Here is a 26,048-nt window from a genome sequence, read left to right as displayed (position 1 = left end):
CGATGCGACTTCGGTCACATTCCGGCCTGGGAACCTAGGCGATTGAGGCAACGTCTCCACAGCCGACACACAGTTGGTCATCTTGCGATCACCCTGTGGCGCCCATTTGTAAAGGATTGCCATAGAAGGTCGCGAAATGGATCATTCCGTCTTTACGTGCGCATGACTCGTCCGTAAGGGTTAGCGCCCTGGGGCCCGACCAGCCCCCATGGCGCTCAACGGCGCCATGCCTCAAGGCGGTTGGTGATCCCGGCTGCCTTCCAACGAAGGAGATCAGTGCGTAGACCGCACATACGCAGCGTCGCCGTTGCCGTCGCGGTGACGACCGCCGCCACGGGCCTGGCCGGTACGGCCTTCGCCGGCCCCACCAAGGGGGTGGAGCGGTCCGCCGCGTCCGCCGCCACGAACGCCACGGTGGTGGTGGAGGCGGCGCGCACCGCGGCCTTCGCCCACACCTCGGCGACGGGGATCTCGAAGGGCGACGAACTCCAGGCCCAGGACGTGATGATCGACCCCGAGGGTGCGCGTCACGTCCGCTTCGTCCGTACTCACAACGGAATGCCGGTTCTGGGCGGCGACCTCGTCGTCCACCTGGACCGGCAGCTGGCCTATGCGGGTGTCACCAGCGCGGCCGCCCACGCCGTCAAGCCGGCCACCACCGAGGCCAAGCTGACCGCTGAGCAGGCCGCCACGAAGGCCGCCAAGGTCGCCAAGGGCGACGCGGGCAGCGCCGAGCTGGTGGTGGACGCCCGCGGTGGCGCCGCCGCCCTCGCCTACCAGGTGACGGTGACCGACGACGGCAGCTCCAGCACCGTCGTCATCGACGCCCTCACCGGCAAGGTGCGCAGCAACACGCCCGACGCGGACGAGTTCCTGTCGCCGAAGCTGCTCGACGAGATGCGCAAGCAGGGCGAGACCGCCGACCCGGCCACCGGCACCGCCTCCGCCGCCGCCGGCCTGCTCGGCTCGGGTGTCTCCGGCGCGACCGGCTACCCGGCCACCGCGCACGGCACCGGCAAGACCCTCTTCGTGGGCAGCGTCGGCCTGACCACCACGGCGACCTCGCGCGGCCACTACCAGCTCAAGGACCCGAGCCGGTACGGCACCGAGACGCGGGACGCCAAGGGCTCGTACACCGAGAAGTTCAGTGCGGGCACGAAGTTCACCAACACGACCAACGTGTGGGGCAACGGCACGACCAGCAACCGTGCCAGCGCGGCCGCGGATGCCCAGTACGGCATCACCAAGACCCTGGACTTCTACAAGAGCACCTTCGGGCGCAAGGGCATAGCCAACAACAGCAAGGCCGCCCAGGGCATGGTCCACTGGGGCAAGAAGGTCGCCAACGCCTTCTGGGACCCGACCTGCAACTGCATGCTGTACGGCGACGGCGACGGCCAGATGTTCAAGAAGCCGCTCGTCGTCCTCGACGTCACCGGTCACGAGCTGACCCACGGTGTGGTGGACGCGACCGCGAAGCTGGAGCCGACCTACGTCGACTCCGACGGCAACCAGTACGGCGAGCCCGGCGCGCTGAACGAGTCGCTCGCGGACATCTTCGGCTCCAACGTCGAGTTCTACGCCAAGAACACGAAGGACACGCCGGACTACCTGATCGGCGAGAAGCTGGGCCTGGCCCAGAAGTTCCTGCGCCGCCTCGACCACCCGTCGCTCGACAAGCTCGAGGGCACGATCGACTACTGGGCGCCGAGCACGTACGACACCGAGGTGCACGCCGGTTCCGGCGTCTCCTCGCACGCGTACTACCTCCTCGCGGAGGGCAGCGGCAGGAAGACGATCAACGGCGTCACCTACAACTCGCCGACCTACAACCACGCCACGGTCAAGGGCATCGGCCGCACCAAGGCCACCGCCATCTTCTACCGTGCGCTCACCCGCTACATGGTCTCCACGACCGACTTCCACGACGCGCGCGTCGCGACGCTGAAGGCGGCCAAGGACCTGTACGGCGCGAACAGCACCGAGTACAAGACGGTGGACCAGGCGTGGGCCGCGGTCAACGTCACCGCCGCCAACACGCCTGCCCCCCGTCACTGACGGACGGCAGCACACCAGCACCACCGGATGCCCCGCCCCGCGCGGGGCATCCGCATGTCCGGCGAACGCCGGTCCCGGGAGGAACCGCAGGTCGGCAACTGCCCCCGGAACAACCGTTGTTTCTTTAATTGACAGCGGAAAATAACGCCCCTAGGTTCCCGGCCATGCGCTCGACCCCCGCCGCAGAGACGTTCCCGGCCCACACGCCGGCCGCCTCGCAGGTCTTCACGACGGTCCTCGCCCACGGACCCCTCACCCGCCTGGAGGCGGGCCGCCGGGCCGGGCTGTCCCCGGCCGCCGTCACCAAGGCCGTCCGCCCCCTGCTGGAGGCCGGCTATCTGGCGGAGGGCGCCGACGACGAGGCCCGCCCCGCGCCCGGCCGGCCCGCCGGCCTGGTCCGTGTCAACGGCGGACGGGCGCTGTTCATCGGCGTCAAGATGACGGGCGACGAGCTGATCGCCGTACTGACCGACCTGTGCTGCCGCATCCGACTCGCCCGGCGCACCCCGCTGCCGGGCCGATCGGCCCGCACGGTGCTGGCCGCGGTCGCCGGCCTCGTCCACGAACTCCTCGCCCACGCCGCCGAGTCGGGCGCCCCGGTCCTCGGGCTCGGCATCGCCGTCTCCGGCGACGTCGACCGCGCCGAGGGCGTGGTGCGCTACTCGCCCTTCCTGGACTGGCGGGACGTACCGCTGGCCGAACTCGCCGCGACGACCAGCGGGTTGCCGGTCACCGTCGACAACGACGTGCGCGCGCTGACCGTCGCCGAGCAGTGGTTCGGCGCCGAAGCGGGCCTGAGCGACTTCGCCGTGGTGACCGTCGGCGCGGGCATCGGCTGCGGACTCGTGGTCCACGGACAGGTGGTCGCCGGCGCGCACGGAGTGGCGGGCGAGATCGGCCACGTGGTCGTCGATCCGGCGGGCCCGCCGTGCCACTGCGGCAACCGCGGCTGTGTGGAGGCGATCGCCGGGGACGCCGCGATCGTCGCCCGCATCCGTGAGGTGACAGGCCGTCATGTCACCGACACCGCTGGAGCGGTGGCCCTCGCCCACCAGGGTGTCCCGGGAGCCCGCGAGGTCTACGCACGGGCGGGAGAGGCCATCGGCCGGGGCATCGCCACCGTGGCCAACCTGCTCGGACCCGAACGCGTGATCATCTCCGGCGAGGGCCTGGCCGCCTACGACCTCTTCGCCGAGCAGATCCGCGGGGCGTTCACCGCGGCCGCCTTCGGCTCGGCCGCCCGATGCGACGTACAGACCCGCCCGCTCCCCTTCGAGGAGTGGGCGCGCGGTGCCGCGGCCGCCGCGATCCAGTCCTTCATCACCTCGGCCCCCAGCAGCGGAAAGGGCTGAGCCGCCCCGACCCGAACCCACCCAGGAGGTACGGCCCATGCGGTCACCCTCGTCTTCCGTCCTGCCCGCACGCGGGCTCAGATGCGCCGTCGTCCTCGCCCTCACCGCGAGTCTCGCCGCGACCGCCCCGCACGCACGCGCCGCGACGGCTCCGGTGGCCGCCAAGCCCTACATGGGCTGGTCCAGTTGGAGCATGCAGTCGTCCAAGTACCCGGGCCTCAACCCGGACGGCGACTACAGCTACCTCACCGAGGCGAACGTCCTGAAGCAGACCGACGCCCTCGCCGCCCGCCTGGAGCGGTACGGCTACGAGTACGTCAACATCGACTCCGGCTGGTGGCGGGACAAGAACTGGAAGCCCGGGTTCGACGCCTACGCACGCCAGCAGGCCGACCCGGTCCGCTTTCCGCACGGCATGAAGGCGGTCGCCGACCACATCCACGCCAAGGGACTCAAGGCCGGCATCTACCTGCCCGTCGGCCTGGAGAAGGAGGCCTACGGCGACGGCAAGGTGCCGATCCGCGACGCCGACGGCTGCACCACCGCCGACATCGTCTACGGCGACCTGCGCACCACCAACGGCTGGGACAGCGCCTACAAACTGGACTTCTCCCAGCCCTGCGCCCAGAAGTACGTCGACTCGCAGGCCCGGTCCCTCGCCGACTGGGGCTACGACTTCCTCAAGCTCGACGGCGTGGGCCCCGGTTCCTTCAAGAGCGGCGACAACCACGACAACGTTGCCGACGTGGCCGCCTGGCAGAAGGCCCTCGCCGCCACCGGCCGGCCCGTCCACCTGGAGATCTCCTGGTCCCTGGACATCGGGCACGCCGCCGACTGGAAGAAGTACTCCGACGGCTGGCGCCTCGACACCGACGTCGAGTGCTACTGCAACACCCTCGTCAGCTGGGAGAACTCCGTCGACGACCGCTTCGACGACACCCCCGGCTGGACGAGACACGCGGGCCCCGGCGGCTGGAACGACCTCGACTCCCTCGACGTCGGCAACGGCGCCATGGACGGCCTGACCAAGGCCGAACGGCAGACCTACGCCACCCTGTGGGCCATCGCCAAGTCCCCGCTCTACACCGGCGACGACCTGACCAGGCTCGACGACTACGGCATCCGACTCCTCACCAACCGCGAGGTCATCGCCGTCGACCAGGGCGCCGCCCCGCCCGCCCGGCCGGTCACCCCCTCCGACCCGCAGCAGGTGTGGGCCGCGAAGAACCCCGACGGCGGCTACACCGTCGCCCTGTTCAACCTCGCCGACGCCCCCGCCGCAGTCACCTCCGACTGGTCGTCCCTCGGCTTCACCGGCGAGGCCGGCGTCCGTGACCTGTGGAACCACGAGAATCTCGGCTCCCACAAGAACGAGATCACCGAGGCGCTGCCCGCCCACGGCTCCCGCCTGTTCACCGTCACCCCGCACGGCGGCGCCCTGCGCACCACCGGCCACGAGGCCGAGTCCGCCGGCAACACCCTCGGCGGCAACGCCTCCGTCGCCGACTGTTCCGCCTGCTCCGGCGGCAAGAAGGTGGGCAACCTCTACCTCGGCGGCAGGCTCCGCTTCAACGACGTGGTCGTCTCCGAGCCGGGCACCTACCTCGTGAAGGTCTCCTACGTCAGCGGTGACGCCCGCGCGGTGAACGTTTCGGCCAACTCCGGGAACGCCGTGCGCCACAAGTTCCCCTCCACCGGTGACTGGGGAAGCGTGGAGACGGTGAGCGTTCCCGTGGCCCTGAAGGCAGGCACCAACACCGTCACCTTCGACAGTGGTTCGGACTATGCGCCGGACATCGACCGGATCGACGTTCCCGTCTCACCGCGGTGACGGTCCGCCGGGAGCGCCGTGGGGAGCCGCGGGTTCGTTTTGGCCGACCGCGCAGTTCCCCGCGCCCCTGAAAGGGCGCTGTTCGTGCCGATTCTTCACAGGTATTCCCGGAGTTTGTCATGGACCTCACACCCTCCAGCAGGCGCGGATTCCTTGCTCTCGCCGCCGTCACCGGAGCCCTCGCCTCGCTGCCCGCATTCACCGCCACCGCCGCCCCGCGGCGGCCCACCGCCACTCCCGTCTCCGACCCCCGACACCAGTTGTGGTGGCAGGCCCCGGCCGACGAGCACTCGATGATCGAGCAGGGCCTGCCCGTCGGCAACGGCCGGCTCGGCGCCCTCGCCGGCAACGACCCGGGCCGTGAAACGCTGCTGATCACCGATGCCACGATGTGGACCGGCGGCCTCAACGACACCCTCGACGCCGATGGCCAGTTTCCCTACGGCCGCACCGACTTCGGCTCCTTCACCCTGCTCGCCCGGCTCACCGTGGACCTCCCCGACCACGATCTGGGCGCGGTCAGCGGCTACCGTCGCACCCTCGACCTCGCCCAGGGCGTGGTGACGACGTCGTACATCCGCTCCGGAGCGACGTACCAGAGGCAGCTGTTCGCCAGCCGCCCCGACGACGTGGTCGTACTGCACCTCACCCAGCGGGGCGGCGGCCACTACACCGGCACCGTGACCCTCGAGGGCACGCACGGCGAGACGACGCCGGACGCCGCCTCCTTCGCGGGTTCCCTTCCCAACGGGCTGCGCTACGGCGCCGCCGTCACCGCGTACGGCAGCGGCGGCACCGTCCGCGTCGACGGCACTCGCGTCAGCTTCGCCGGATGCCAGGACCTGACCGTCGTGGTCAGCGGCGGCACCGACTACGCCCCCGACGCCTCGGCGCACTACCGCGACCCCTCCCTGGACCCCGAGGCGCTCGCCCGTACCAAGGTCCGTGCGGCCGCCCGCCACCCGGCGGACACCCTGCTGCGCACACACGTCGCCGACCACCAGGCGCTCTACGGACGCTTCGACATCCGGCTCGGCACCTCCTCCGCCCGGCAGCGCGCCCTGGACACCTGGGAACGGATCAAGGCCCGCGCCCAGGACGGCACGCCGGACCCCGAACTGGAGGCCGCCTACCTGCAGTTCGGCCGCTATCTGATGATCTCCGGCTCCCGGGGCAGCCTGCCGCTCGGCCTGCAGGGACTGTGGCTCGACGGGAACGACCCGGACTGGATGGGCGACTACCACACCGACATCAACCTCCAGATGAACTACTGGATGGCCGACCGGGTGGGGCTGTCGCCCTGTTTCGACGCGTTCACCGACTACTGCGTGGCCCAGCTCCCCTCCTGGACCGACCTCACCAGGAGACTCTTCAACGACTCCCGCAACCGCTACCGCAACTCCAGCGGCAAGAACGCCGGCTGGACGGTCGCCATCTCCACCAACCCCTATGGTGGAGGGGGCTGGTGGTGGCACCCGGCGGGCAACGCCTGGCTGTGCAACTCGCTGTGGGAGCACTACGAGTTCACGGCGTCGCGCGCCCATCTGAAGAAGATCTACCCGCTGCTCAAGGGCGCCTGCGAGTTCTGGGAGGCACGGCTGCTCACCCACACTCTGCCGGACACCGGCCGGGAGGTCCTCATAGCCGACAGCGACTGGTCACCGGAACAGGGCCCGCTCGACGCCAAGGGCATCACCTACGCACAGGAACTCGTCCGGGCACTCTTCGGCAACTACCGCACCGCGGCCGCCGAACTGGGCAGGGACGCCGACTACGCCCGTACCGTCGGCGCCCTGCGCGAGCGCCTCTGTCTGCCCGTGGTGAGCCCGAAGACGGGCTGGCTGGAGGAGTGGATGTCCCCCGACAACCTCGGCGAGACCACGCACCGCCATCTGTCCCCGCTCATCGGACTCTTCCCCGGTGACCGCATCCGCCCCGACGGCTCCACCCCCGCCGACGTCGTCGCAGGTGCCACCGCCCTGCTCACCGCCCGTGGCACGGAGAGTTTCGGCTGGGCCAACGCCTGGCGCGCCCTGTGCTGGGCCCGGCTCAAGGACGCCGACAAGGCCTACCGGCTGATCGTCGGCAACCTCCGGCCGTCGAGCGACGGCAGCAACGGCACCGCACCCAACCTCTTCGACATCTACCAGGCCGAACAGGGCCGGGGCATCTTCCAGATCGACGCCAACTTCGGCACCCCGGCCGCCGTGGCCGAGATGCTGCTGTACTCCCGCCCCGGCCGTCTGGAACTCCTGCCGGCCCTGCCGGACGCCTGGGCCGCCTCCGGCTCGCTCACCGGTGCCGGGGCCCGCGGCGGCTTCGTCGTCGACCTGCGCTGGCGGGACGGGAAACCCACCGAGGTGCGGATCCACAGCGTCGGCGGGACCATGACCTCCGTGGGGTACGCAGGCACGTCCAGGACGGTACGCCTCAAGCCCGGCGAGTCCGTCACGCTCAAGGACCTCGCACGATGACCGGCCCGTCGCGCCGCACGCGCCGCGGCCGCACCGCGCGGGTCTGCCGGATCGCCGCCGTCCTGCTCGCGGCCGTCGCCTGTCAGTCCGCACCCGCCCGGGCCGTCGCCCCTCCCGCCGGGCCCACCGCCCGGGGCTCCGGCGTCGTCACCTGGGCGGCGAGCGCCGACCGCCTGGGCGAGGGCGCCGCCGACCGCGGCTACCGGCTCGTCGTGCACACCAGCGTCGCCGGCAGCGACCTGCGCGTCCGTCTGTCCAACGCCTTCGGCGACCGCCCGCTGACCCTGGACAGCGTCTACGCGGGCCTGCGGAGCCGGGGTGCCGCACTGAAGCCGGGCACCAACCGGCGGCTGACCTTCGGCGGGGCCCGTACCGTCACCGTCCCGGCGGGCGCCGTCGTGTGGAGCGACCCGCTGCCCGGCAAGGTCCCCGCCGGCGTCGATCTGGTCGTCAGCCTCCACACCCCCACCGCGGCGGGCCCGGCCACCGGCCACGGGATGGCGATGCAGACGTCGTACCTCGCCCAGGGCGACCACACCGGCGAGGACTCGGCCGCGGACTGGACGGCGACGACCGGTTCCTGGTGGTACCTCGACGCCGTCTCCGTACGCCCGCAGCGGCCCGGTACCGGCGCCGTGGTGGCGCTCGGCGACTCCATCACCGACGGCTGGCAGTCCACCGCCGACCTCGACCGGCGCTGGCCCGACTACCTCGCCCGGCGCCTGAACACCGCCGGTACGGGCATCGAGGGCGTGGCCGACGAGGGCATCTCGGGCAACAAGGTCCTCACGGACGGCGCCGGGCAGAGCGCCCTGCACCGGCTGGACCGGGACGTGCTGTCCCAGCCCGGCGTGCGCACCGTCTTCCTCTTCGAGGGGGTCAACGACCTCAAGGCCCACACCGGCGTCACCGCGGCCGATCTGATCGCCGGATACCGGCAGATCGTCCGGCGGGCGCACGCGGCCGGCACGTGTGTGGTCGGCGCGACCGTCGGCCCGTTCAAGGGCTGGCCCGAATTCGACCCGGCCGCCGAAGCCGTACGGCAGGAGGTCAACCGGTTCATCCGCGACAGCGGGGAGTTCGACGCGGTCACCGACTTCGACCGCGTCCTGCGCAGTCCCTACGACCCCGAGCGGATCCTGCCCTTCTTCGACAACGGCGACCATCTGCACCCCAACGACAAGGGGATGCAGGCCATGGCCGACGCCGTCGACCTCGGCAGCCTCGACTGCTCGCGCTGACGCTCCGTCCCGGCCGGGTCACCCGGACCCGGCCGGCTCCGGCGCGATGAGTCCCCGGCGGTAGGCGATCGCCACCGCCTCCGTGCGGCTCGCGGCGCCCAGCTTGGCGAGGATGTTGGACACGTGCACGCTGGCCGTCTTGCCGGTGATGAACAGCTCCTCGCCGATCTGCCGGTTGCTGCGCCCGCGCGCGAGCAGCCGCAGCACGTCCCGCTCCCGCGCGGTCAGCGGGGAGACAGGACACCCGCCGGGTGAAGGCGTCGCGCGTATCAGCTCGTCGAGGCGCTCCAGCAGCGGTACGGCGCCCAGCGCGGCCGCCGTCTCCCGAGCCTGCCGGGCACACTCCACCGCCTCCCCGTGACGGCCGGCCGCGGCCAGGGCCCGCGCACACCGCAGTCGGCACCGCGCCTGTTCGTACGCGTCGCCGTAGTCGAACGCGGCGACCGCCTTCTCCCAGGCCGCCGGGTCCGGCCCCGACACGGCCGTCGTCCACTCCGCCTCGGCGCGGGCCAGCCACGCCTGCCCCTCCGGACCCTGGGGACGGCCCGCCTCGTCACCCTCGGCCGAGCCGCGCGCCTGCTCCACCAGCCAGGTCGCCGTGTCCGTCCAGCGGCGCAGCTCCCGCTCGTCACCACCGCCACGCAGCTCGGCGGCCCGGTCGGCGACCGGCGCGAGACAGAGCGCGGCGAGCCGCACCGTCACGTCGGGCCGCCGCCCCGAGTCGTCGCCGAGCGCCGTGAGCGCCTCCCGCATCCGCTCGACGGCCGCCTCCGGGTCGCCGAGCAGCGCGGCGGCGTCGGTGAGGACGATCCCCCCGACAAGCCTGCCCATCCAGTCGGACGCGCCGTCCATCAGCGCCTGGGCCCGCTCGGCGGCCGTGCCGTCGCCCCGTGCCACCGCCACGTACAGCGCGGGCCCCGTCGCGAACGCGCCCGTCGCGGGAAGCGCGGTCTCGGCTTCGGCCGCCGTGCTCAGGCACGCGTCCCAGCGGCCCAGCGTGTACATCACCAGCAGCTGGAGATACCGCATCCCCAGCGGATAGATCGAGGACAGCAGCCCGGTCCGGCGGGCCCGCTCCAGCGCCTCGGCCAGCAACGGCAGGCAGGCCTCGGGATCTCCGGCCTCGAAGGCGCTGACGGCCTGGTTGAACAGCGCCCGCATCTCCACCGGACCGTGCCCGGCCGACCGGGCCAGCTCCCGGGCCCGCCCGAGCCGCTCCTGGCCCGCCGGGGAAGTGCGGCCGCCGTCCTGGAGATTGGCCAGGGAGATCAGCAGATCGGCCTGGGCGTCGGCGGCGCCCAGCCGCTCGGCCACGCCCAGGGCGCGGTGGGCGATGCTCAGAGCCGTTTCGTCCTCGCCGAGGTGACTGCTCGCCATGACGTGCGTGGCCGCGGCCCACACCCAGGTCCGCGACGGTGGTTCGGCCGGGATCAGCGCGAGCGCCTCGCTGCTGTAGCGGAAGGCGGCCTCCAGCTGGTCCACGGAGAGCAGGTTGCCTGCGAGGGTGTAGCGGATCCGGGCGGCGAGCGCGGAGTCGGCGTCCTGGCCGACCCCGGCGAGGGCGGGCCGGGCGTCCGGCGGTACCGACGGCCACAGGTCCAGGACGGTTTCCAGATGCCGCAGTTCCTCGGCGGGGGCGCCGAGCCGCTGGGCGTGGTCGGCGGCGTCCAGGGAGGCGGTCAGCGCCTCGGGCAGGTCGTGGCTCTCGCGGTAGTGGTGGGCGCGCTCGGCCGCGGTCTGCGCACCGCGTCCCCGGGCGGCGAGCAGCCGGGCGTAGGAGCCGTGCAGCCGGGAACGCTCGCCGGGCAGCAGGTCGGTGTAGACCGCCTCGCGCAGGAGGGCGTGCCGGAAGGCGTAGGTGCCGCCGTCCCCGAGGACGAGCAACTGGCGTCCGACGGCCTCGCGCAGCGCCGACTCCAGCTCCTCCTCGGGCAGCCCGGCGGCCTCGCGCAGCAGCTCGTGTCCGACGCTGCGGCCTGCCACCGCCGCCGTCCGCAGCACCTGCTGGGCCGTCTCGGACAGTTGCTCGACCCGGATCAGCAGCAGGTCGGCCAGCCCGCTGGGCATCCCGTCGGCAGCGGCGCCGGCCGCCGCGACCAGCTCCTCCGCGTAGAAGGCGTTGCCCTCGGCCCGGGCGACGATGCCGCGCACGGTGGCCTCGGGCAGCGGGCGCTCCCGCAGCGCCCGCACCAGCCGGGCGACCTCCGCGTCGGGCAGCGGGCGCAGCTCCAGACGCTCCACGGCCGGCAGCCGTACCAGCTCGGCGAGCAGCGGGCGCAAGGGGTGGCGGCGGTGCAGATCGTCGGCGCGGTAGGAGGCGAGCAAGGCGAGCCGCCGCTCGGGGGCACCGGGGTCCGGCCGGTGCGGCACACCTCGGCTGAGCAGGAAGCGCAGCAGGTCGCGGGAGGACTGGTCGGCCCAGTGCAGGTCCTCCAGGACCAGCAGCAGCGGCGCGACGGCAGCCAGTTCGGCGAACAGCCCGGCGACGCCCTCGAAGAGCCTGAGCCGCCCGTCCGGGTCGCGCGCCGGGTCCGCTCCCGCGCCCAGCAGCCGCTCCGCCGCCGGGTGCGCGGCCAGCACGGCCGAGAACCGCTCGTCGGCGGCGAGCACCCCGAGGATCTCGGTGAACGGCAGATACGGCAGACCCACCTCACCGAGGTCCACACAGCGCCCGGTGACCACGGTCGTCCCGGCCCGGGCCGCCTGCCCGGCGACCTCGTCCAGCAGCCGTGTCTTGCCGACTCCCGCGTCCCCGGCGACCAGCACGGCCCGTGCCTCACCGCCCCGGGCACGCTCCAGTACGCCGGTGAGCCGGGCCAGTTCGCCGGTCCGGCCGATCAACGGCGATGTGATGAAGGCGCTCTGCGACACGCCCCCATCCTGACACGCAGGACCGACAGCTCCTCGGTGACGAAGGGGACCGGGCCTGCCTCAAGGGGCGCGGAGCCGTGTCGATGTGCGGCCGCGCCGTGCCGGCGCGATCGACCACGAACCATCCGCGGCCGCCGCCGTCGCAACATCACCCGACCCGACAGGCGCTCAACCCCGCAATGCGGAACCACCCGGTCCGCCAGGCGCTCAACCGCGCAACGTCTCCGCCCAGTTCGCCGGCACCCGCCCCGCAGGACCCGGCACCGGCTGGTCGTCGGGATGGCTGACCGGAGGCGCGAGCTCGGGACCGGAGCCGGACAGTTCGTCGGTGTCGTAGTTCCAGAACCAGCCCTCGCCCGGCTCGAAGCTGCGGATCACCGGGTGCCCGGTGGACCGGTAGTGGGCGGTGGCGTGCTGGGCCGGGGAGTCGTCGCAACAGCCGATGTGCCCGCAGGTGGCGCAGCGGCGCAGATGGAACCACCAGCCGCCGGCCTCGTCGCACTCCACGCACCCGGTGCCGCTCGGCGCAATGCTCGGGTCGATCGCGGACTCGCCGCTCATACTGCCTCCTCGGGGGTCGTCAGGGCGGACGCCTCCTCCGGCGTCTCGGCGGTCAGCGGCAGCAGGACCTGGAAGCGGGTGTCGCCGGGCACCGACTCGACCTGCAGGGTGCCGTGGTGTTTGTTGACGACGATCCGCCACGAGATGTCCAGGCCCAGACCGGTGCCCTCGCCGACCGGCTTGGTGGTGAAGAACGGGTCGAAGATACGGCCCCTGATCTCCGGCGGCACCCCGGGCCCGGTGTCCCGGAACTCGACCAGCATCCGCTCGTGGTCCAGCGCGGTCCGCACGGTCAAGGTGCCTTCCCCGCCGGCGCTGTCGATGGCGGACACCGCGTTGTCGACGAGGTTGGTCCACACCTGGTTCAGCTCCGCCGGATAGCCGGGGATCTGGGGGAGCGTGCGGTCGTACTCCTTGACCACCTTGATGCGCGGGCCGATCTTGGCCGAGAGCATCAGCAGCGTGCTGTCGAGGAGTTCGTGCACGTCCACCACCCGGTAGGGCGCCCGGTCCAGCTGCGAGTACTGCTTGGCGGCGTCGACGAGGTGCGAGATGCGGTTGGTGGAGTCCTCGATCTCGGTCATCAGCAGCTCGGTCTCGATGGTGTAGTTGAGCCAGCCGATCGCCCCGGGCAGGATCTCCTCGTCCACGGCCGCCGCGACCTGCTCCAGCCAGTCGACGTCGAGTCCCGCCTGCACGAAGGTGGGCGCGAGCTGCCAGCCGTAGTCGATGCCGTGGTCCTCCAGCCAGTCCGTGAGCATGTCCTCCCGGTCGGTGGCCTCCAGTGGGCTCAGCACCGGCGCCTTGGCGACCCGCTCGGCGGTGCGCTCCTGGATGTCGATCAGACTCGCCAACTGGTCCCGTGAGAACGGGCCTTCGGCGATCACCGCGAGCTTGTGCCGCATCTTCGCGATCCGCTCGCGCAGCGTCGACGTGGCCCGCACCGCGGCCGCGGCCGGGTTGTTCAGCTCGTGCGTGAGCCCGGCGGACAGCGAGCCGAGCGCCAGCAGCCGCTCCCGCTGCCCGACGGCGGCCTGGATGCTCTTCGAGCCGAAGAAGAGGCCCTCCAGCAGATGCACGGCCATCGGGAACCACTCGCTCATCACGGCCGCGAAGGTGTCCGCCGGCAGCACGAAGAACCGCGTCGGCTCCGTCACCCGCATCGAGTTGTTGTACACCTGCCGCACCCGGTCCCCGATGTACGCCTGCATGGCACCCGCGTACACCCCGCGCTGCGAGCTGCGGATGACCTCCACGTCGTCCCCGGCGACGCGCCGCGAGAGCACGACCGTGCCCTCGATCATCACGAAGAAGCAGGTGGCGGGGTCGCCCTCGGTGTACACCGGGCCGGGCTGGAACAGCTCCACCCGGCCCTCGCTGCACAGCCGCCCCAGCTGTTCGGGCGCCAGCTTCTCGAAGAGGAACAGGGAGCCGATCTCCCGGGGGCTGCACGGCATCGGCCGCCCGCTCATGACTGCTCCAGATACCGGTGGACGAGCATCACGGCCATGGCTCCCTCTCCGACGGCGGACGCGACACGCTTGGCGGACTCGGCGCGGGCGTCGCCCGCCACGAACACGCCGGGAACGCTGGTCTCCAGATGGTACGGCGGCCGGTCCAGCTCCCAGCCGGCCGGCGGCCGCCCGTCGGCGGTCAGGTCCGGCCCGGCCAGGATGAAGCCGCGCTCGTCACGCAGCACCGTGTCACCCAGCCAGTCGGTGAGCGGGGCCGCGCCGATGAACACGAACATCCACTGGGCGTCGACCTGTTCGTCCTCACCGCTCACCACATGACGCAGGGTCAGTCGCTCCAGGCGGTCGGAGCCGTGCGCCGCGTCGACGACGGTGTGACTGCGCACCGAGATGTTCGGGGCCTCGTTGATCTGCTGGATCAGGTAGTACGACATCGACGCCGACAGATCGGCCCCGCGCACCAGCAGCGTCACCGACTTGGCGAACCTGGACAGGTACATCGCCGCCTGGCCCGCCGAGTTGGCGCCGCCGACGATGTACACGTCGTGCCCCTGGCAGCCGGTCGCCTCGGTCAGCGCGGAGCCGTAGAACACCCCGCAGCCGGTCAGATCGGTGCAGCCCTGGGCCTCCAGCTGCCGGTACTGCACGCCCGTCGCCAGGATGACGCTGTGCGCCGCGATCGCCGAGCCGTCCGCGAACCGGATGACGCGCGCCGCCCCGTTGACCTCCAGTCCCGTCACCTCGCGCGCGGTCAGGATCTCGGCGCCGAACTTGGCCGCCTGCCGCCGCGCCCGGTCGGTGAGCTGGGCACCGGAGACGCCGTCGGGGAAGCCGAGGTAATTCTCTATCCGGGAGCTCTGCCCGGCCTGCCCGCCGGTCGCCGACCGCTCCACGAGGACGGTCCTCAGGCCCTCCGAGGCGCCGTACACGGCCGCGCCGAGCCCGGCGGGCCCGCCGCCGATCACGACGAGGTCGTAGAAGTCGGCCGTCGGCGTCGTCGCAAGGCCCACCCGCGCGGCCAGCTCCGGCGCCTCCGGCTCGACCAGCACCGACCCGTCCGGGGTGATCACCAGCGGCAGCCGCTGCCCGTCCTGCCCGGCCGCGGCCAGCAGCCGCCGTCCCTCCGGCTCCTCCACCGAGTACCAGCGGTACGGCACCTGATTGCGGGCCAGGAACTCGCGTACGTCCGACGAACGCGCCGACCACCGGTGCCCGACGACCTTGGTGCTGGGCACGCACTTGAAGTCGCTGTGGCGCCACGCCTCCAGGAGGTCGTCCAGCACCGGATAGAGCTTCTCCTCCGGCGGGTCCCACGGCTTGAGCAGATAGTGGTCCAGATCCACGACGTTGATCGCGTCGATCGCCGCGTTGGTGTCCGCGTACGCCGTGAGCAGCACGCGCCGCGCCCCCGGATACACGTCCAGGGCCTGCTCCAGGAACTCGATGCCGTTCATCTGCGGCATCCGGTAGTCGGCCAGGATCACGGCCACCAGATCGCCGCGCAGCTTCAGCTCGCGCAAGGCCTCCAGCGCGGACTCGCCGGACTCCGCGCGCACGATCCGGTACGACTCGCCGTAGCGCCGCCTGAGGTCACGGGCGACGGCGCGGGAGACCCCCGGGTCGTCGTCCACGGTCAGAATGACGGTCCGCGCTGCGTCGGCGGCCTGTGCCATGCCACTCCCGCCTCCCACCCTGCACCTCTCCCACCCCGAACGGTCGGATCAACGGCACGGCGCCGCTGGGCTCACCGCACCGGCTTCCGCCCATCGTATGTTCGATCGCCGGGGTTCGCCCCGGGATACGGAAGGGACCGGGATCCCGGCACTCGGGGCGCGGTGGCCCGTGCTCAACCGGACTCGGGGCGCTCGTCCTCCGGGACGACGGCGAGGGTCCGCAGCGCGCGCAGGAAGCCGTCGCGGTCCGCGTCGGGGAGGGGGGTGAGGAACCGGCGCTCCGCCTCCGCGCGGGCTTGTTCGGCCTCACGGAGCAGTTCCTGGCCCTTCGCGGTGGGCTGCACCGTGTTCCGGCGCCGGTCCTCGGTGCTGCGGCGGCGCGCCACGAGCCCCTTGCCCTCCAGGGCATCGACGAGGGCGACCATCGTGGTCCGGTCGACGCCGATCCGGCCCGCCGCCTCCATCTGCGACAGCGGCCGGTCCGCCGCGAGCACGGCGAGCACGGCGAGTTCGCGGCCGTCGACGCCGAAGGGTGCCAGTGCCTGCGCGGAGGCCTCGGTGAACCGCAGGTGCACGTGCTTGAGCAGATAGCCGAGACGCGAGGTCAGAGCCGCGGTGGATGCGTCGCCCGTCATGGCGGCATCGTATCCCCGGACTGATAGTCAGGACTGCTGATGATTTACTTGGCTGACGTTCTCGGCAGACAGACGGTGAGGGGATGGGCGACATGACCGGTCGGACAGGACACCCGGTGACCTTCGGCATCAAGACGACCCCGATGCGGGTCACCTACGACGAAATCCTGCGTGTGTGGCAAGAGGCCGACGACCTGCCCGACATCGCGGATGCCTGGCTGTGGGACCACCTGGCGCCGATCGCGGGTCCCAAGGACGGTCAGATCCTGGAGGGCTGGACGCTGCTCGCCGCCCTGGCCGCACGGACGCGGCGGCTGAGGCTCGGACTTCTGGTCACGAGCAACCGGTTCCGCCCGCCCGCAGTCCTCGGCAAGATCGCCACCACGGTGGACGTGATCTCGGGCGGCCGCCTGATCATGGGGCTGGGGGTGGGCGGCACCCACCAGCCGCCCGGCGCGGGAGGCGTCGCGGGTGAGAACCCCGCCGTCGCCGAGTACGCCGCCCACGGCCTCACCCTGGTGCCGCCCGCCGAGGGCATCGCCCGCCTGGCGGAGACCATCGCCATCCTCAAAGGCATGTGGACGCAGGATGTCTTCGACTTCCAGGGGCGCTTCCACACGCTCACCGGCACCCGCAGCGAGCCCAAGCCGGTGCAGCGCCCCGGCCCGCCCCTGCTGATCGGCGGCTGGGGCGACAGGACCCTGCGGCTGGTCGCCGAGCACGCCGACATCTGGAACATCCCCGGGCCACCGCACAACGCCCTCGAACGCGTCGCCGAACGCGCCCGCGTGCTGGACGCCCACTGCGTGTCCGTGGGCCGGGACCCGAGGACGATCACCCGCTCGGTGCAGTACATCGTGTCCTACGAAGACCCGGCCGCGGACCGCAGGACCGTCGCGGAACTCGTCGAGGCGGGCTTCACGCACATCGTGCTGAGCCTGCGCGGCCCCTATCCGCCGCGGGCCGCCCGGTGGCTCCTCGACGAGATCATCGTGCCCGTGCGCGAGGGTGCCCGATAGTGGGGACCAGCACCACGAGGACCACGGACATACGGCACGACGAGGAGGCCGGCGGATGGCACGCCCGATCACGGCAGGGGTGGACGGCAGCGAGGAGAGCCTGGCCGCGCTGGACTGGGCGAGCCGGGAGGCCGTACGCCGGGGACTGCCGCTGCGCGTGCTGCACGCGTGGCGCTACACCGCGTCGCTCGCCACCGCCGACCGGGACACGCAGCACGGCTGGGTGTCGGACGGGGTGACGGAGGCCGTGCGCACCGTCTCCGAGCGCCACCCCGAGCTGGCCGTGAGCATGGACGTGGTGGAGGGCGGGCCCGCCGTGATCCTGGCCGACGCGGCGGCGGAGTCCGAGATGCTGGTGCTCGGCTCGCGCGGGCACGGCGCGGTGGTCGGGTTCCTGCTGGGCTCGCTCGCACAGCAGGTGATCGCCGAGACGACCCGGCCCGTGGTCCTGGTGCGCGCCGGCGATCGGCCGGCGGCGGAGGCGGCCGGCCGGGACGTCGTCGTCGGCCAGCACGGCGGCCCCGAGGACAGCGCCGAGGTCCTGCGCTTCGCGTTCGAGACGGCGGCCGCCCGCGGCGCCGCCGTCCGGGCCGTACGGGCTTGGACGCTGCCGCCGGTCTTCGCCTACAGCCCCGGCTCGCTCAAGCTCCTGGACGACGCGGGCGGTCTCGAACCGTTCGAGAGGAAGGCCCTTACCGAGGCGCTGCGGCCGTGGCGGGAGCGCTTCCCGCACGTGCCCGTGGCCGAGCACGTCGAGATGGGCAGCGCGGGGCAGGTGCTGCTGTCCGCGGCCGCACGGGCCCAGCTGGCGGTCGTCGGCCGGCGGGCGCACCGCAGCGCCGTCGGGGCCTGGATCGGCTCGGTCGCCCACGGGATGCTGCACCACGCCGAGTGCCCGGTGGCGGTCGTCCCGCACGCGTGACTACCCGGGTGTCGTGGGATCCAGGCTCGCGCGGGTCTTCGGCAGCACATTCCTGATGTAGTCCTCGACGGCGACGTCCAGGCCGATGTCGTGCTCGGCCCGTTCGGACAGGTACCAGCGGTGTTCGAGCAGTTCGTGGTAGATCTCGGCCGGGTCCGTCGAGCCGCGCAGGACCGGCGGGACCGCGCGCACGGTCGGCCGGAAGACGTCGCGCACCCAGCGGTGGGCGAGCACCTCCGGGCGCGCGGCGAGGGGGTCGCCCGGGGCGTGGTCGTCCTGGGTGGCCATCCAGCTCTCCAGGTCGCTCAGCAGCCGCCGGGCCTGGTTCTCCTCGGTGTCGAGGCCGGTCAGCCGCAGCAGCTGGCGCTGGTGGTGGCCGGCATCGACGACCTTGGGCACGAAGGTGACCGTGTCGCCGCCCGAGGAGTGCTCGATCTGCATCTCGGCCACGTCGAAACCGAGGTCGTTCAGGCGGCGTATCCGGCGCTCTATGTAGTGGTACGCGCCCGCCGGGTACACCGAGGTGCGGGTCAGCTCCCGCCACAGACCGCCGTAGCGGGTGCAGATCTCGTGCCCGAACTCGACGGGGTCGACGGACGGGTGCAGCGCGCCCGACGCCTCCAGGTCCAGCAGCTCGCCGCTGATGTTCACCCGGGCCAGGTCGAGGTCGTACTCCCGCTGCCCGGGGCTGAGGCGGGGGTGCAGGTCGCCCGTCTCGGCGTCCACCAGGTACGCGGCGTACGCGCCCGCGTCCCGACGGAACAGCGTGTTGGACAGCGAGCAGTCGCCCCAGGCGAAGCCGGCCAGGTGCAGCCGCACCAGCAGCACCGCGAGGGCGTCCATCAGACGGTGCATCGTCGCCGGGCGCATGGTCGTCTCGAACATCGAGCGGTACGGCTGCGAGCCGCGCAGATGCCGGGTGACCAGGGCCGGCTCCAGCGGGGCGCCCTCGCGGTCGGCGCGGCCGGTGATCACCGCGAGCGGGTCGACGGCGGGGATGCCGAGCCGGTCCAGATCGCGCAGCAGCTCGTACTCGCGCAGCGCGGGCCGCTCGGCCAGCTCCTTGACGGCGATCACCTCGTCGCCGGCGCGCGCGTAGCGCACGACGTGCCGGGAGATGCCGCGGGGGAGCGGGACCAGGTACTCCTCGGGCCACTCCTCCAGGGGCACGTCCCAGGGCAGGGCGAGCAGGAGCGCGGGGTGCTCCGGGTTCGTGGCACTGATCTGCAAGGCCATGGGCGAACCCTAAGGCCCGCCGGACACCGGCCCGAAGGGGTCAGCGCACACCGTGCGGCCGGAACTGGACGCTGATACGCGGTCCCGTCGCGCGCGCCGTCTTGGGGACGCAGTGTTCCCAGGTGCGCTGGCAGGAGCCGCCCATCACGATGAGGTCGCCGTGTCCGAGCGGCCGCCGGACCGTCGTACCGCCGCCTCCCGCGGGCCGCAGCAGCAGGTCCCGGGGCTCGCCGACGGAGAGGATCGCCACCATCGTGTCCTCACGGGCCCCCCGGCCGATCCGGTCGCCGTGCCAGGCGACGCTGTCCCGGCCGTCGCGATAGAAGCACAGTCCGGCGGTGGTGAACGGCTCGCCCAGCTCCCCGGCGTAGTGCGCGGACAGGGCCGTGCGGGCCTCGTCCAGGACGGGGTGCGGCAGCGGGTCGTGGGCCGCGTAGGAGGCGAGCAGGCGCGGTACGGCCACCACGTTGTCGTACATCTTGCGGCGCTCCTCCCGCCACGGGACCTCGGCCGCCAGGTCTTCGAACAGGGCGTCCGCGCCGCTCAGCCAGCCCGGCAGCACATCGATCCAGGCGCCCAGGCCCAGTCCGGTCCGGCACAGCCCGTCGAGGGGGCCGAGCCGCAGCTCGTCGGTCTGGTCGAACAAGGAGCCCTGGAGGTGCGTGGACATGGGTCCAGCGTACTTCCTTAATCGAAAATACGTTCCCATTTCCGGAGGTCGGCGACAGCGGTACGGACAGCCCCGTGGCTGACGTCGTGCTCGCGGGCGAGGACGGCGATGGACCGGCCTTCCAGGCCCGTAGCTCGTCGTAGGTCGGCTCGCGTTGGATCGGCGGCGCCCTGGCGCCCCTGAATGTCCGGGTTCATCGGACACCCCCTCCTGTCGTCGAACGAAGGTGTGACGACAGGAGCGGTGAGGGAGCAGCGTCAGCGTGCTTGTGCGAGCAGGTCGTGCGAGAGGTCCCACAAGCGGCGTGCGCCCACCGGGTCGACGGCGTAGCGGGCGACGCCGTGCAGGGTGCCGGAGCGGCGGTCGACGACCTCGGTCTCATTGCAGTCGGCGAAGTAGCGGCCCCCGACACCTCCCAGGAGCGGTGAGGTCGCAAGGAGGACGGAGGTCGCGGCGCCCTGCTCGACGGTCTTGATCAGTTCGGCGGGGACACGGCCGCTGCCCCGGCCGCCGGTGTGGCGTTGCAGGTTCGTGTAGATGGCGCCGGGCATGAGTGCGTTGGCGGTGATGTTGTCGTCGGCAACAGCAACGACGGGGAGTCGTGCTCCATCGCGCGGGCCGGCAGAAACTCGTCCAACTCCTTCGGCTCCAACGACTTCGCCGGCCGCCACCCCAGACACTTCGCCACCTGCCGCAGATGGTCCGTACGCGTCTGCTCCCGAGACACCCCGCAAATGCCCAGCACCTCCATCGGCAGTCCGAGCCGCCGGGCCGGCCGCCCCACCGCAGCCGGCGGAGCCGACGGGACATCGCAGGGCCTCCGACTCCTCGTCGGAGAACACTCGCGTTGCGTACTACTGGGACCCCGAGGGTGCCCCCTCTTTCGATACATCGATGTATCGGATACGTTCGTGTATCGAATGGAGGTGTCGGCGATGACGGCGCAGGACGCGGCCCGCAGGGTCACCAGGCGGCGGGCCAGGACACGGGCCAACCTGCTCGACGCCGCCTTCGCGGTCTTCGCCGCCAAAGGATTCGGCCGGGTCTCCATCGAGGAGGTCTGCGAGGCCGCCGGCTACAGCCGGGGAGCGTTCTACTCCAACTTCGCCACCCTGGACGAGCTGTTCTTCGCCCTGTACCAGGAGCGCGCCGACCTCATCGCCGCCCAGGTGGCCGACGCGCTCGCCCAGGACGGGCCCGGCCTCGACGTGCCCGCCTCCGTGGACCGGGTCACCGAGGTCCTGCTGCTGGACGTGGACTGGCTGCTGGTGAAGACCGACTTCCTGGTGCACGCGGCGCGCGACCCCGCCGTCGCCCAGGCCCTCCTCGACCACCGCACCCGGCTCCGGGAGGCCATCGCCGACCGGCTCCTGAAGGCCCGGGGGCACACCGAACTGCCCGCCGTCCTCGTCGACGTCGACGGCGCCGCCCGCGCGGTCGTCGCGGCGTACGACGGCGTCACCACCCAGCTGCTGCTCGACAAGGACGGCGACGCCGCCCGCGCCTGGCTGGGGCAACTGCTCACCGCCCTGCTGACCGACGGCAGCGGCACCTCGAACGAGTCGTAGACGCATGAGTCGCGCAGGGAAGGACACGGACGCCATGGCCGCCATGCACGCGGACGTCATCGTCGTCGGAGCGGGCCTCGCCGGCCTGGTCGCGGCGCACGAACTCACCAGCCGGGGCCGACGCGTCGCCCTGGTCGACCAGGAGAACGCCGCCAACCTGGGCGGCCAGGCGTTCTGGTCCTTCGGCGGGCTCTTCCTCGTCGACTCGCCCGAGCAGCGCCGCCTCGGCATCAAGGACTCCTTCGCCCTCGCCTGGAACGACTGGCGGGGCAGTGCCCGGTTCGACCGGCTGGAGGACGAGGACTCCTGGGCGGTGCGCTGGGCCCGTGCCTATGTGGAGTTCGCCGCCGGTGAGAAGCGCTCCTGGCTGGAGGGGCACGGCATCACCCTGCTGCCGACCGTCGGCTGGGCCGAGCGCGGCGACCTGCGCGCCGACGGTCACGGCAACTCCGTACCCCGCTTCCACGTCGCCTGGGGCACCGGCACGGGCGTGGTCGAACCCTTCGTCCGGTACGCCCGACAGGCCGCCCGGGACGGGCTGCTCACCTTCTGCCACCGCCACCGGGTGGACGAGCTGGTCATCGAGGAGGGGGCGGCGCGCGGAGTGCGCGGCACCGTCCTCGCCGACGACGACGCCCCGCGCGGCGTCGCCTCCAACCGCGAGCGCATCGGCGACTTCGAGCTCACCGCCCAGGCCGTGATCGTCACCACGGGCGGCATCGGTGCGAACCACGACATCGTCCGCCGGTACTGGCCCGAGCGGCTCGGCACGCCCCCCGCCGAGATGGTCACCGGAGTCCCCGCCTACGTCGACGGCCGCATGCTCGACATCAGCGCGGAGGCCGGAGTGCGCCTGGTCAACCGGGACCGGATGTGGCACTACACCGAGGGCCTGCAGAACTGGAACCCCGTGTGGCCCGGCCACGGCATCCGCATCCTGCCCGGCCCGTCCTCCATCTGGCTCGACGCCCTCGGCCGCCGGCTGCCCGACCCCTGTCTGCCCGGCTACGACACCCTCAACACCCTCAAGTACCTGCGCACCACCGAGGACATCGCCGGGCACGACCACTCCTGGTTCGTCCTCACCCGGAAGATCATCGAGAAGGAGTTCGCGCTCTCCGGCTCCGAGCAGAACCCCGACATCACCGCCAAGGACCGCAAGGCTGTTCTGCGCGACCGGCTGCTCGGCAAGGGGGCTCCCGCTCCCGTGCGGGCCTTCCTCGACAAGGGCGCGGACTTCGTCACCGCGCACACCCTGGAGCAGCTGGTCGAGAAGATGAACGGCCTCACCGAGAAGCCCCTGCTGGACGCGGCCGAGGTGCGCCGCCAGATCGAGGCCCGCGACCTGCAGATCGCCAACCCGTACAGCAAGGACTCCCAGGTCCAGGGCATCCGCAACGCCCGCCGCTACATCGGCGACCGGCTCGGCCGGGTCGCCGCGCCGCACCGCATCCTGGACCCGGCCGCGGGCCCCCTGATCGGCGTCCGGATGCACGTCCTGACCCGCAAGACCCTCGGCGGCATCCAGACCGACCTGGACTCCCGCGCCCTCGGTGCCGACGGCACGCCCGTCGACGGCCTTTACGCGGCCGGAGAAGTCGCCGGCTTCGGAGGCGGCGGCGTCCACGGCTACAACGCCCTGGAGGGCACCTTCCTCGGCGGCTGTCTGTTCTCGGGCCGGGCGGCGGGCCGGGCGGCGGCGAAGCAGACGGGCTGACCTCAGCCTTCGAGCAACTCCGCCAGCACCGAGGCATGGCTCTGCTCCGGCTTCTTGGACGCCGTGAGCAGCGTGACCGGGCCCTTGCGGACCGACTCCCTGAGGCCGTCGAGCAGCTCGGCGGCCTCGGGAGCCCCGAGCTCCGCCTCGTAACGGCCCCGGAACTCCGCATAGGAGCCCTCGTCGCTGTGGAACCAGCGCCGCAGCTCCGTCGACGGCGTCAGGCCCTTGGGCCACTTGTCGACGTGCGCCGCGTCCTTGGCCACCCCGCGCGGCCAGAGCCGGTCCACCAGCACCCTGAGGCCGTCGTCGGGCTCGGGCGGATCATAGATCCGGCGTACGCGCACGCTCACGGTCGGGGCCCCTCTCGGGTTGCGGACGGTCCCGCGAGCGTACTTCGGCGGGCCCGGCCCGCCAGGTGCCGACGCGGCGTGACTTGACCAGAATGAGAGGGAAACCGGCGCGCCCGCGCCCCTAGTCTGTGGGCCACTCGATCACCCGCCATCCCGAGGAGCGCATGTGACGACCCCCCGCCGGCAGACCGCAAGACGACGCACCGCAGTCCTCCGCCGAGAGGCGGTCCTCGCCACCGTTCCCGTCGCCGTCGCGGCGCTGCTCGGGGCCGCCGGACCGGCGCCGTCCGGCACGACCGGCGCGGCCGGGGCCGGCGACCCCTACTTCCCGCTCAGCGGCAACGGCGGCTACCACGTGAGCCATTACGACCTGACGCTCCGTTACGACACCGCCTCCCGGCACCTCGACGGCAAGGCGGTCCTCACCGCCCGCGCCACCCAGCGGCTCAGCCGCTTCGACCTCGATCTCAAGGGCCTGAAGGTCACCGGCGTCACCGTCGACCGCAGCGCCGCAGGCTTCCGCCGCAGCGGCCAGGAACTCGTCGTCACCCCGCGCCACGCCCTGCGCAAGGACCAGACGTTCCGCGTCACGGTCACCTACCACGGCACCCCCAAGCCGGTCACCGACCCGGACGGCTCCAGCGACGGCTGGATACCCACCGACGACGGGGCGTTCGTCGCGGGCGAGCCGCAGGGCACGATGACCTGGTTCCCGGGCAACAACCACCCCAAGGACAAGGCGTCGTACGACTTCACCATCACGGTCCCCGAAGGGCGCACCGCCGTCGCCAACGGCGTCCTGCGCGGGCAGCACACCGCGCACGGCCTGACCACCTTCCGCTGGCACGCGGCCGAGCCCATGGCCGCCTATCTGGCCACCGCCACCGTAGGCAAGTTCAAGGTGGAGCAGTACACCACCCCCGACGGCATCCCGGTGTACAACGCCGTCGACGCCCGCGAGGCGCACGCGTCCGCACCGGTGCTGAAGAAGCTGCCCTCCGTCCTCGGCTGGGAGAGCAAGCTGTTCGGGCCCTACCCCTTCCGCGCCGCCGGCGCGATCGTCGACCACGCCCCGGACGTCGGCTACGCCCTGGAGACCCAGACCCGGCCCGTCTACGACTCGGCGCCCGACGTGAGCACCCTCGTCCACGAGAGCGCCCACCAGTGGTTCGGCGACTCCGTCTCGCTGACCTCCTGGAAGGACATCTGGCTCAACGAGGGCTTCGCGACCTACGCCGAGTGGCTCTACAGCGAGCAGCACGGCGGCGACAGCGCCCAGAAGACCTTCGACGGACTCTACGCCCGCCCGGCCGACACGGACCTGTGGGCCTACCCGCCCGGCGACCCGGGCAGCGGCAAGAACCTCTTCGGCGCGCCCGTCTACGACCGCGGCGCCATGGCGCTGCACGAGCTGCGCAAGGCCGTCGGCGACCCGGACTTCTTCCGGATCCTGCGCGCCTGGGCGGCCGCGCACCGCGCCGGGCACGGTACGACGGCCCAGTTCGTGCGGATCGCGGAGCGCCAGTCCGGGAAGGATCTGGACGGGCTTTTCCACACCTGGCTCTACGCCGAGGGCAAGCCGAAGAGCGCCTGAACCCTGACGAGTTCCAAACAACTGTCGGCCATGGTCGACCCATGATCCATCGCAGAACCGCGGTCGCCCTCCTCGTCTCCCCGCCGCTGCTCACCGGCTGCGGCGGCGGAGCCGAGGCGACCGCGCGCCGCGTCCCCGCCGGCCGCCCGGCGCCGACGGCCACCCCCGCACCGGAAGTCCACGCCAAGGCGGTGCCCGAGGGCATACCCGGCCTCGGCCCGAAGACGGGCGCCGCGATACCCGCCCGCTGCCGGCAGGCCGTCGTGGTCACCGGGCGCGGCAAGGACTCCCCGCTCTGCACGGTCGTCGTGCACGAGCGCACCGCCACCGGCTGGGAGGCGGGCGCGGCCTGGCCCGCCCACAACGCCCTGCACGGCTGGAGCGACCACCACATGGCGGGAGACCTGCGCTCCCCGCTCGGGGTCTACACCCTCAGCGACGCCGGCGGCCTGCTGTCCGATCCGGGCACCAGGCTGCCGTACCACCACTCGACGGGATTCGTCTCGCCCGGCACCGGCTTCGAGGGTGAACCCCTCGCCGGATCCTTCGACTACGTAGTCGCCATCGACTACAACCGCGCGTCCGGCACCTCGCCCCTGGACTGGAGCCGCCCCCTCGGCCCGAAGCGCGGCGGCGGGATCTGGCTGCACGTCGACCACGGCGGCCCCACCCACGCCTGCGTCAGCATCGCCAAGGCCCACATGAAGGACCTCCTGCGCACCCTGGACCCGCACCGGCACCCGGTCGTCGTCATGGGGTACGCCGACTGGCTCACCCGCTGAACAGCCTAGGATCCGAACT

Annotated in this window: 20 protein-coding genes and 1 pseudogene; 11 read left to right on the top strand and 10 right to left on the bottom strand. The window is 72.2% G+C overall.

Translation table 11 applies throughout. From position 1 onward, the window contains the following. The first annotated feature begins 276 nt into the window (after positions 1-276). From AVL59_RS27295 to AVL59_RS27275, 5 genes are all read left to right on the top strand, one after another. Positions 277-2,058, top strand: coding sequence for a M4 family metallopeptidase (locus AVL59_RS27295; RefSeq protein WP_067309384.1), 1,782 nt, complete (start codon positions 277-279; stop codon positions 2,056-2,058). Between the two features lie 164 nt (positions 2,059-2,222). Continuing rightward, complete coding sequence (locus AVL59_RS27290) at positions 2,223-3,410, top strand: ROK family transcriptional regulator (RefSeq protein WP_067309381.1); 1,188 nt, start codon at positions 2,223-2,225, stop codon at positions 3,408-3,410. A gap of 37 nt (positions 3,411-3,447) precedes the next feature. Beyond that, positions 3,448-5,241 (top strand): alpha-galactosidase D, encoded by a 1,794-nt coding sequence (locus tag AVL59_RS27285; RefSeq protein WP_067309378.1) that lies wholly within the window; start codon positions 3,448-3,450, stop codon positions 5,239-5,241. A 119-nt stretch (positions 5,242-5,360) separates the two neighbouring features. Then, on the top strand, positions 5,361-7,715 hold the full coding sequence (locus AVL59_RS27280; RefSeq protein WP_067309375.1) for a glycosyl hydrolase family 95 catalytic domain-containing protein: 2,355 nt from the start codon (positions 5,361-5,363) through the stop codon (positions 7,713-7,715). After that, positions 7,712-8,956, top strand: coding sequence for an SGNH/GDSL hydrolase family protein (locus AVL59_RS27275; protein ID WP_067309372.1), 1,245 nt, complete (start codon positions 7,712-7,714; stop codon positions 8,954-8,956). Before AVL59_RS27280 ends, AVL59_RS27275 begins: the two co-directional genes overlap by 4 nt. 18 nt (positions 8,957-8,974) lie before the next feature. On the opposite strand, the gene AVL59_RS27270 is transcribed toward AVL59_RS27275, so the two are convergent. The 5 genes from AVL59_RS27270 to AVL59_RS27250 form a co-directional block, all read right to left on the bottom strand. Then, positions 8,975-11,827 carry an ATP-binding protein gene (locus AVL59_RS27270; RefSeq protein WP_067309370.1) on the bottom strand — a complete coding sequence of 951 codons (2,853 nt, stop codon included), beginning with the start codon at positions 11,825-11,827 and terminating at the stop codon, positions 8,975-8,977. A gap of 207 nt (positions 11,828-12,034) precedes the next feature. Then, entirely contained in the window at positions 12,035-12,388 is a 354-nt protein-coding gene (locus AVL59_RS27265; protein WP_067309367.1) for a UBP-type zinc finger domain-containing protein, read from the bottom strand. Further along, positions 12,385-13,860: an ATP-binding protein gene (locus AVL59_RS27260; protein WP_067309365.1), complete on the bottom strand. Its 1,476-nt coding sequence runs from the start codon at positions 13,858-13,860 to the stop codon at positions 12,385-12,387. Before AVL59_RS27260 ends, AVL59_RS27265 begins: the two co-directional genes overlap by 4 nt. Then, positions 13,857-15,533 (bottom strand): NAD(P)/FAD-dependent oxidoreductase, encoded by a 1,677-nt coding sequence (locus AVL59_RS27255; RefSeq protein ID WP_067309362.1) that lies wholly within the window; start codon positions 15,531-15,533, stop codon positions 13,857-13,859. The genes AVL59_RS27260 and AVL59_RS27255 overlap by 4 nt, the downstream gene beginning before the upstream one ends. 173 nt (positions 15,534-15,706) lie before the next feature. Beyond that, positions 15,707-16,168 (bottom strand): MarR family winged helix-turn-helix transcriptional regulator, encoded by a 462-nt coding sequence (locus tag AVL59_RS27250; protein ID WP_067309359.1) that lies wholly within the window; start codon positions 16,166-16,168, stop codon positions 15,707-15,709. 92 nt (positions 16,169-16,260) lie between these two features. Between AVL59_RS27250 and AVL59_RS27245 the strand changes: the two genes are divergently transcribed. Beyond that, a complete protein-coding gene (locus tag AVL59_RS27245) occupies positions 16,261-17,187 on the top strand; it encodes an LLM class flavin-dependent oxidoreductase (RefSeq protein WP_067317830.1) in 927 nt (308 codons plus the stop codon). A gap of 55 nt (positions 17,188-17,242) precedes the next feature. Beyond that, positions 17,243-18,109 carry a universal stress protein gene (locus tag AVL59_RS27240; RefSeq protein ID WP_067309356.1) on the top strand — a complete coding sequence of 289 codons (867 nt, stop codon included), beginning with the start codon at positions 17,243-17,245 and terminating at the stop codon, positions 18,107-18,109. On the opposite strand, the gene AVL59_RS27235 is transcribed toward AVL59_RS27240, so the two are convergent. From AVL59_RS27235 to AVL59_RS56660, 4 genes and pseudogenes are all read right to left on the bottom strand, one after another. Next, positions 18,110-19,345 (bottom strand): DUF4032 domain-containing protein, encoded by a 1,236-nt coding sequence (locus AVL59_RS27235; RefSeq protein ID WP_067309353.1) that lies wholly within the window; start codon positions 19,343-19,345, stop codon positions 18,110-18,112. A 40-nt stretch (positions 19,346-19,385) separates the two neighbouring features. Then, positions 19,386-20,015 carry an alpha-ketoglutarate-dependent dioxygenase AlkB gene (locus AVL59_RS27230; protein WP_067309349.1) on the bottom strand — a complete coding sequence of 210 codons (630 nt, stop codon included), beginning with the start codon at positions 20,013-20,015 and terminating at the stop codon, positions 19,386-19,388. A gap of 257 nt (positions 20,016-20,272) precedes the next feature. Then, positions 20,273-20,596 (bottom strand): annotated as a pseudogene (locus AVL59_RS27225) (SDR family NAD(P)-dependent oxidoreductase); the annotation flags it as partial. Next, positions 20,491-20,766 carry a DUF4158 domain-containing protein gene (locus tag AVL59_RS56660; protein ID WP_372450298.1) on the bottom strand — a complete coding sequence of 92 codons (276 nt, stop codon included), beginning with the start codon at positions 20,764-20,766 and terminating at the stop codon, positions 20,491-20,493. The gene AVL59_RS56660 and the pseudogene AVL59_RS27225, both read right to left, overlap by 106 nt. A gap of 184 nt (positions 20,767-20,950) precedes the next feature. Between AVL59_RS56660 and AVL59_RS27220 the strand changes: the two genes are divergently transcribed. Both AVL59_RS27220 and AVL59_RS27215 read left to right on the top strand, forming a co-directional pair. Continuing rightward, positions 20,951-21,583, top strand: coding sequence for a TetR/AcrR family transcriptional regulator (locus AVL59_RS27220; RefSeq protein ID WP_067309344.1), 633 nt, complete (start codon positions 20,951-20,953; stop codon positions 21,581-21,583). Positions 21,584-21,626: 43 nt separating this feature from the next. Then, positions 21,627-23,300 carry an FAD-binding dehydrogenase gene (locus AVL59_RS27215; protein WP_067317828.1) on the top strand — a complete coding sequence of 558 codons (1,674 nt, stop codon included), beginning with the start codon at positions 21,627-21,629 and terminating at the stop codon, positions 23,298-23,300. Between the two features lie 2 nt (positions 23,301-23,302). Here AVL59_RS27215 and AVL59_RS27210 read toward each other — a convergent pair whose 3' ends face one another. Continuing rightward, on the bottom strand, positions 23,303-23,653 hold the full coding sequence (locus AVL59_RS27210; protein WP_067309341.1) for a DUF488 domain-containing protein: 351 nt from the start codon (positions 23,651-23,653) through the stop codon (positions 23,303-23,305). Positions 23,654-23,819: 166 nt separating this feature from the next. Between AVL59_RS27210 and AVL59_RS27205 the strand changes: the two genes are divergently transcribed. Beyond that, the gene (locus AVL59_RS27205; RefSeq protein ID WP_067309338.1) at positions 23,820-25,247 is read left to right on the top strand and encodes a M1 family metallopeptidase; all 1,428 of its coding nucleotides are present in this window, start codon (positions 23,820-23,822) and stop codon (positions 25,245-25,247) included. Between the two features lie 41 nt (positions 25,248-25,288). Beyond that, a complete protein-coding gene (locus AVL59_RS27200; RefSeq protein ID WP_067309335.1) occupies positions 25,289-26,029 on the top strand; it encodes a hypothetical protein in 741 nt (246 codons plus the stop codon). Positions 26,030-26,048: the final 19 nt, after the last annotated feature.

The organism is Streptomyces griseochromogenes (genome assembly GCF_001542625.1).
GTDB lineage: Bacteria > Actinomycetota > Actinomycetes > Streptomycetales > Streptomycetaceae > Streptomyces > Streptomyces griseochromogenes.
This window is presented reverse-complemented; position numbering and strand designations above follow the sequence as displayed.

Excerpts from the sequence above, each read along its gene's own strand:
- AVL59_RS27255 (WP_067309362.1), bottom strand. The coding sequence starts at position 15,533 with ATGGCACAGGCCGCCGACGCAGCGCGGACCGTCATTCTGACCGTGGAC.
- AVL59_RS27250 (WP_067309359.1), bottom strand. The coding sequence starts at position 16,168 with ATGACGGGCGACGCATCCACCGCGGCTCTGACCTCGCGTCTCGGCTAT.
- AVL59_RS27260 (WP_067309365.1), bottom strand. The coding sequence starts at position 13,860 with ATGAGCGGGCGGCCGATGCCGTGCAGCCCCCGGGAGATCGGCTCCCTG.
- AVL59_RS27215 (WP_067317828.1), top strand. The coding sequence starts at position 21,627 with ATGCACGCGGACGTCATCGTCGTCGGAGCGGGCCTCGCCGGCCTGGTC.
- AVL59_RS27275 (WP_067309372.1), top strand. The coding sequence starts at position 7,712 with ATGACCGGCCCGTCGCGCCGCACGCGCCGCGGCCGCACCGCGCGGGTC.
- AVL59_RS27265 (WP_067309367.1), bottom strand. The coding sequence starts at position 12,388 with ATGAGCGGCGAGTCCGCGATCGACCCGAGCATTGCGCCGAGCGGCACC.
- AVL59_RS27280 (WP_067309375.1), top strand. The coding sequence starts at position 5,361 with ATGGACCTCACACCCTCCAGCAGGCGCGGATTCCTTGCTCTCGCCGCC.
- AVL59_RS27220 (WP_067309344.1), top strand. The coding sequence starts at position 20,951 with ATGACGGCGCAGGACGCGGCCCGCAGGGTCACCAGGCGGCGGGCCAGG.
- AVL59_RS27235 (WP_067309353.1), bottom strand. The coding sequence starts at position 19,345 with ATGGCCTTGCAGATCAGTGCCACGAACCCGGAGCACCCCGCGCTCCTG.
- AVL59_RS27245 (WP_067317830.1), top strand. The coding sequence starts at position 16,261 with ATGACCGGTCGGACAGGACACCCGGTGACCTTCGGCATCAAGACGACC.
- AVL59_RS27200 (WP_067309335.1), top strand. The coding sequence starts at position 25,289 with ATGATCCATCGCAGAACCGCGGTCGCCCTCCTCGTCTCCCCGCCGCTG.
- AVL59_RS27230 (WP_067309349.1), bottom strand. The coding sequence starts at position 20,015 with ATGTCCACGCACCTCCAGGGCTCCTTGTTCGACCAGACCGACGAGCTG.
- AVL59_RS27290 (WP_067309381.1), top strand. The coding sequence starts at position 2,223 with ATGCGCTCGACCCCCGCCGCAGAGACGTTCCCGGCCCACACGCCGGCC.
- AVL59_RS56660 (WP_372450298.1), bottom strand. The coding sequence starts at position 20,766 with ATGGAGGTGCTGGGCATTTGCGGGGTGTCTCGGGAGCAGACGCGTACG.
- AVL59_RS27240 (WP_067309356.1), top strand. The coding sequence starts at position 17,243 with ATGGCACGCCCGATCACGGCAGGGGTGGACGGCAGCGAGGAGAGCCTG.
- AVL59_RS27285 (WP_067309378.1), top strand. The coding sequence starts at position 3,448 with ATGCGGTCACCCTCGTCTTCCGTCCTGCCCGCACGCGGGCTCAGATGC.